The sequence below is a fragment of the Okeania sp. SIO3B5 genome (genome assembly GCF_010692555.1).
Lineage (GTDB): Bacteria > Cyanobacteriota > Cyanobacteriia > Cyanobacteriales > Microcoleaceae > Okeania.
On sequence record NZ_JAAHHG010000699.1, the window covers coordinates 1 to 4364 of the forward strand.

At 37.1% G+C, this 4364-nt stretch carries 2 protein-coding genes and 1 pseudogene; 2 read left to right on the forward strand and 1 reads right to left on the reverse strand.

Annotation, left to right across the window (positions count from 1 at the left end; all coding sequences use genetic code 11):
- The first annotated feature begins 291 nt into the window (after window positions 1–291).
- Window positions 292–2484, forward strand: a complete 2193-nt coding sequence (locus F6K54_RS41120) for a hypothetical protein (protein WP_293090267.1) — start codon at window positions 292–294, stop codon at window positions 2482–2484.
- 852 nt (window positions 2485–3336) lie between these two features.
- Here the strand turns inward: F6K54_RS41120 and F6K54_RS41125 are convergent.
- Window positions 3337–3615: a hypothetical protein gene (locus tag F6K54_RS41125; RefSeq protein ID WP_293090268.1), complete on the reverse strand. Its 279-nt coding sequence runs from the start codon at window positions 3613–3615 to the stop codon at window positions 3337–3339.
- 475 nt (window positions 3616–4090) lie between these two features.
- Between F6K54_RS41125 and F6K54_RS41130 the strand changes: the two are divergent.
- Window positions 4091–4364: pseudogene (locus F6K54_RS41130) on the forward strand (serine/threonine-protein kinase PknK); the annotation flags it as partial.

Sequence of the window (4364 nt, forward strand, 5' to 3'; positions counted from 1 at the left end):
TCAGTGATAAAAAACTTTTTCTCATGAGCGCCTTTTCTTCCCTTCTGCCTCCCCCTCCTGGGAGGGGTTAGGGGTGGGTTGCCTCCTGCCTTCGGACCTCCAAAGTGTAAGTATTCAACCGGACATGGTATAACTACCATTTGTAAACTGCTAATTCCCAATTACTAATTACTAAAATTTAACCGGAAGCGAGGGAAGAGAATTTGTAGCTAAATTCAGAGAGAAGGATATTGGAAGTCTCCAAGTTACCATCCTCTAATTCTGCTGAAATATTCATAGAGGAATTTAGTTATGCAAAATAGAAGTGAAACTATTACCGATATTATCGATAAACGTCGCCCCCTTGCTCAGAAAATTGAACGCACAGAGGAAAATTTGAAGGAACTTACCTCAGCGCTACACGCTCTCGAATCTCAACGCAATAAATTAATTACCCAAATAGAAGACCGGAAAATTCAAGGTAGACTGGCAGAAATTGATTTTCTGGCGCTACAACTAAAAATTGCTACAGAGTTAGAAGCGTTAGCAAAACTGAAGGTACGTTTTTCCCGCGATACATTGAATATTGGGGTAGTAGGGCGTGCCAGACAAGGAAAAAGTCGCCTTTTGCAAAGTTTAACGGGGTTGACTACAACAGAAATTCCTGATGGTGATCGCCAACATTGTACGGGGGTTCGTAGTACTATCCGCCACAACCCTAATGTTACGACTTTTGGTGAGGTTTATTTTTATTCGGAGCGATCGTTTATTGATGAAGTTATCGCTCCCTATTATGAAAAGCTACATCTGGGTGTTAAACCTAATAGTTTAGTTGAGTTTGCTTCTAAACCTTTGCCACCGTTACCGGAAAATTTGCCTGGATATGCGGAACCGGGTGCGATGTACGAACATTTGACTCGATATCATACTAATATTGATAAATATGTGGGGTTATTAAATGCTCCACCCAGACGTATTTCTAGTAATGAAATTAGGGAATATGTGGCTCAAGATACTGCTAACGGACAGCGCATATTTTTCAATTATTTAGCAGTAAAAGAAGTGAAAATAACTTGCCCTTTTCCTAATAATGAAGTCGGGCAAATTGCTTTAGTTGATATGCCGGGGTTAGGTGATACTGGAGTAGGAGATGAAGAACGATTAATTAAGACATTAAGTCAGGATATTGATGCTGTTTTATTTGTGAGAATGCCTAGTGCTAAAGGTGACTATTGGGCAGATGTTGATGTACGGCTTTATGACACAGCTAGGGCGGCAATTATAGATTTGCCTTTAGATTTGTGGTCGTTTATGATTCTCAATCAAACTAATGCTAATTCTGCTCATGGTGATAATTTGAATAACTGTCAAGATTTGGCTGGTGATCTGAGCAAAAAACATCTGAATTTAGTGGATTGTATTATTGCTAATTGTGCCGATGTAGAAGCAGCTAATATGAAAATATTAGATACTGTTTTAAATTATTTAGCTACTAAAATTCAGAGTTTAGATAGACAATATGCCTCCTCTTGTCAGGAGCGGATGATAGAGCTACAAAACACTGTAAATACAGAGATAGAAAAGGCAAGTCAAGCTTTAGCAAGTCCTACTGCCAATCAAAATGAAATGGGAGTATTTCTACCTCTATACAATCAGTTTATTAGTAACTTATCAGTGGGTCTAATGGAATTGCTAGATAATTTTAAACAGCAACGTTATTTAGTAGATGAAGACTTTTTTCAACCACAAGTAGAGGTGGCAATTCAAGCTTGTAAAGAAGATGCAGGAATTCCTGATTTACAGGAAATTAAAGTTAGACATCGGGAAAAGGGTTCTTGGGAAATTGTTTATGCAGAATATTTGCATAAAATTAGAACTCATTTAACTAGACATTTTAATTCTCTTGATAATGGATTAAAACAATTAATTGATGAAGCTAAGTCACAGGTGAGTAGAGTCTTAATTTCACAAGGAAGTTTAGGAGGTTTAACTACTGTAAGAGGAACTGATTTTTTGCAGGTTATTGCTGATAAAAAAGTTTCTGATGAGCAAATTAATTTACGCAGAGCTTTCCAGAATTTATGGAATTTTGAAATGTCTTATGAGGTGAATTTTCATTACCGGATTAGACAACACTTAGATGACTTAACTCCTGACGATACTTCCCTCCGATTATCTGCTAAACCTACTGCTGAAGAAGTGCTAGAAAATTTAGCACAATTGCACCAAGAAACAGTGTATAAATGTCAAGAAGCTTTAACAGATTTATCATCAGAACCAAAATTAGCCGTATTTGCTGCAGTAGAAGAATTTGTCGATCAAGTATTGCGTGGAGCAGAAATAAAAAACGAATGGCCTGTGTTTTTATATGAAGTGCGATCGCAAGTTTGGCCTACTTATTTTAAACCCATGGGAGAAGGTTCAAATTCACTTAAAGAATGGCAAAAATTAGTAGAGAGAGTTGCTTTAGCTAATCAATTAGAGTTACTACAATTTATTAATTAATAGGTAAGCATTTCCTACGGAATGCTGCGCAAACAGCTATTAGCTGTAAGCAATTAGTAATGAGTAATTAGGGCTTGCTGATTAAAGAACAAAGCATTGACTGATATTGGTTTTAGCATTTTTAGGCTCTAAAAAAGTACACCTGTTTCAGTCTAATATCATGTCCGGTAGCATCGGAGCCTGTATAAAATTAAGGTGACACTCTTGAGAAAACCTTCTGCCTCCTGCCTTCCCCTCCTGGGAGGGGTTAGGGGTGGGTTGCCTCCTGTCTTCGGACAACCATTGTCTAATTATTCAACCGGACATGATATAAAACACTCAAAAAGTTAGTATCAGGACTTACGTAAAGACACTATATATAGTGTATGTTCAATAGAGCGATTGCTGACGCAAAGCTCCGAATGGCGCTACAAATTTTTAAGCGATTGCTGACGCAAAGCTCCGAATGGCGCCTCAAGACAAGTACCATTTTTAAAACCAGGGTAAAAATACTTATCAAATAAAAATAGCCCTGAATTTTATTGTCGGCTTCTTCAGTTCTTTCCTCAGATAATCTGAGAGTAATTCGTGTTTGACTTTATAAATAGTTTTTCCTATTTTCACACTCTATCTTTTTAAAAAATTCCAGACTAACATAGCACAGGCTTTTCTGTTTTTTTGAATTTGCCTGAGACGGCATTGACAAAATTCCCTTGCCTTTAATTGTTTAATTCTGGCGTGAAATTCCTCAATCTTCCATCTAGTGTGAGACTTCATATCTACAGCATAAATACGAAGATTGACTTAAGTCATTAGTAGCAATATATTCTGTTCTGTTGGTAGAAACAGTTGCCCGTATGGAGTTTGACTTTTTTATCTCAAAGGAATTCCTTTTATTTTAATTATCTTGCCTGATATTTTTTCTGATTCATTCCAACTTAATTCTCCAATCTTTTTATATTTATTTACTCCACCAGTATCATCTACTAGACGATTTATTTTTAAGGGACAGTAATAAATTTTTCGCATATTATCTACCAATGCCATTAATCTTTGTGTTGCATACCAACTATCCATTAGTACAGTTTTAAATGATAATTTCTTCTTAGAGACCACATTTAATATCATTTCTTCTACATGATCGCTCCTCACGTTTTTTTGTCACTATCTGGGTCATAAATCCGATAGTCTATTATCTGCGCATTGCTCAATTTTGGGATTGTAAATATATGCAATTTACTATCCCTATACCACGAACTACATAATCAGTGATAAAACACTTTTTCTCATGAGCGCCTTTTCTTCCCTTCTGCCTCCTGCCTCCTGCCTCTTGCCTCCGGACCTCCAAAGTGTAAGTATTCAACCGGACATGATATGACACCCTATCTCCGCGTCTCCCCGTCTCCCCCTCTCCGTGTCCTCAAAGCTCATGTAATCATTCATGGGTAAGTTTAGGTAAGTTTAGTAGAACGGATACTTCTTATTTTACTATTCCCACAATTCCTTGACTCACTATCATTTCATTGATTTTACGGAGATGTCTAAGAGTTGGACTTTCGGAAAAAAACGAATTAAAATAGGTATAGATATTATAAAAATTATACTCGAGGACACACAAACCAAGCCAATGATAGAGACAAAAATAATTAAAGTTGCTCATTATCAAGCCCTTGAACTCATCCACAAAAGCGATCGTACCCTAGTATATCGCGGTAGAAATCTGGAGAGCGCACAACCCGTAATTGTCAAACTGATGGGTCAGGAATATCCTTCTTTTAACGAATTAGTGCAGTTTAGAAATCAATACGCCATTGCCAAAAATCTAGATATTTCCGGTATTGTCAAACCAGACTCGCTGTTGCGTTACAACAATGGCTATGCTCTAATCATGGAAGACATAG

Coding starts and splice junctions, on each gene's coding strand:
- F6K54_RS41120 (WP_293090267.1), top strand. CDS start 292: ATGCAAAATAGAAGTGAAACTATTACCGATATTATCGATAAACGTCGC.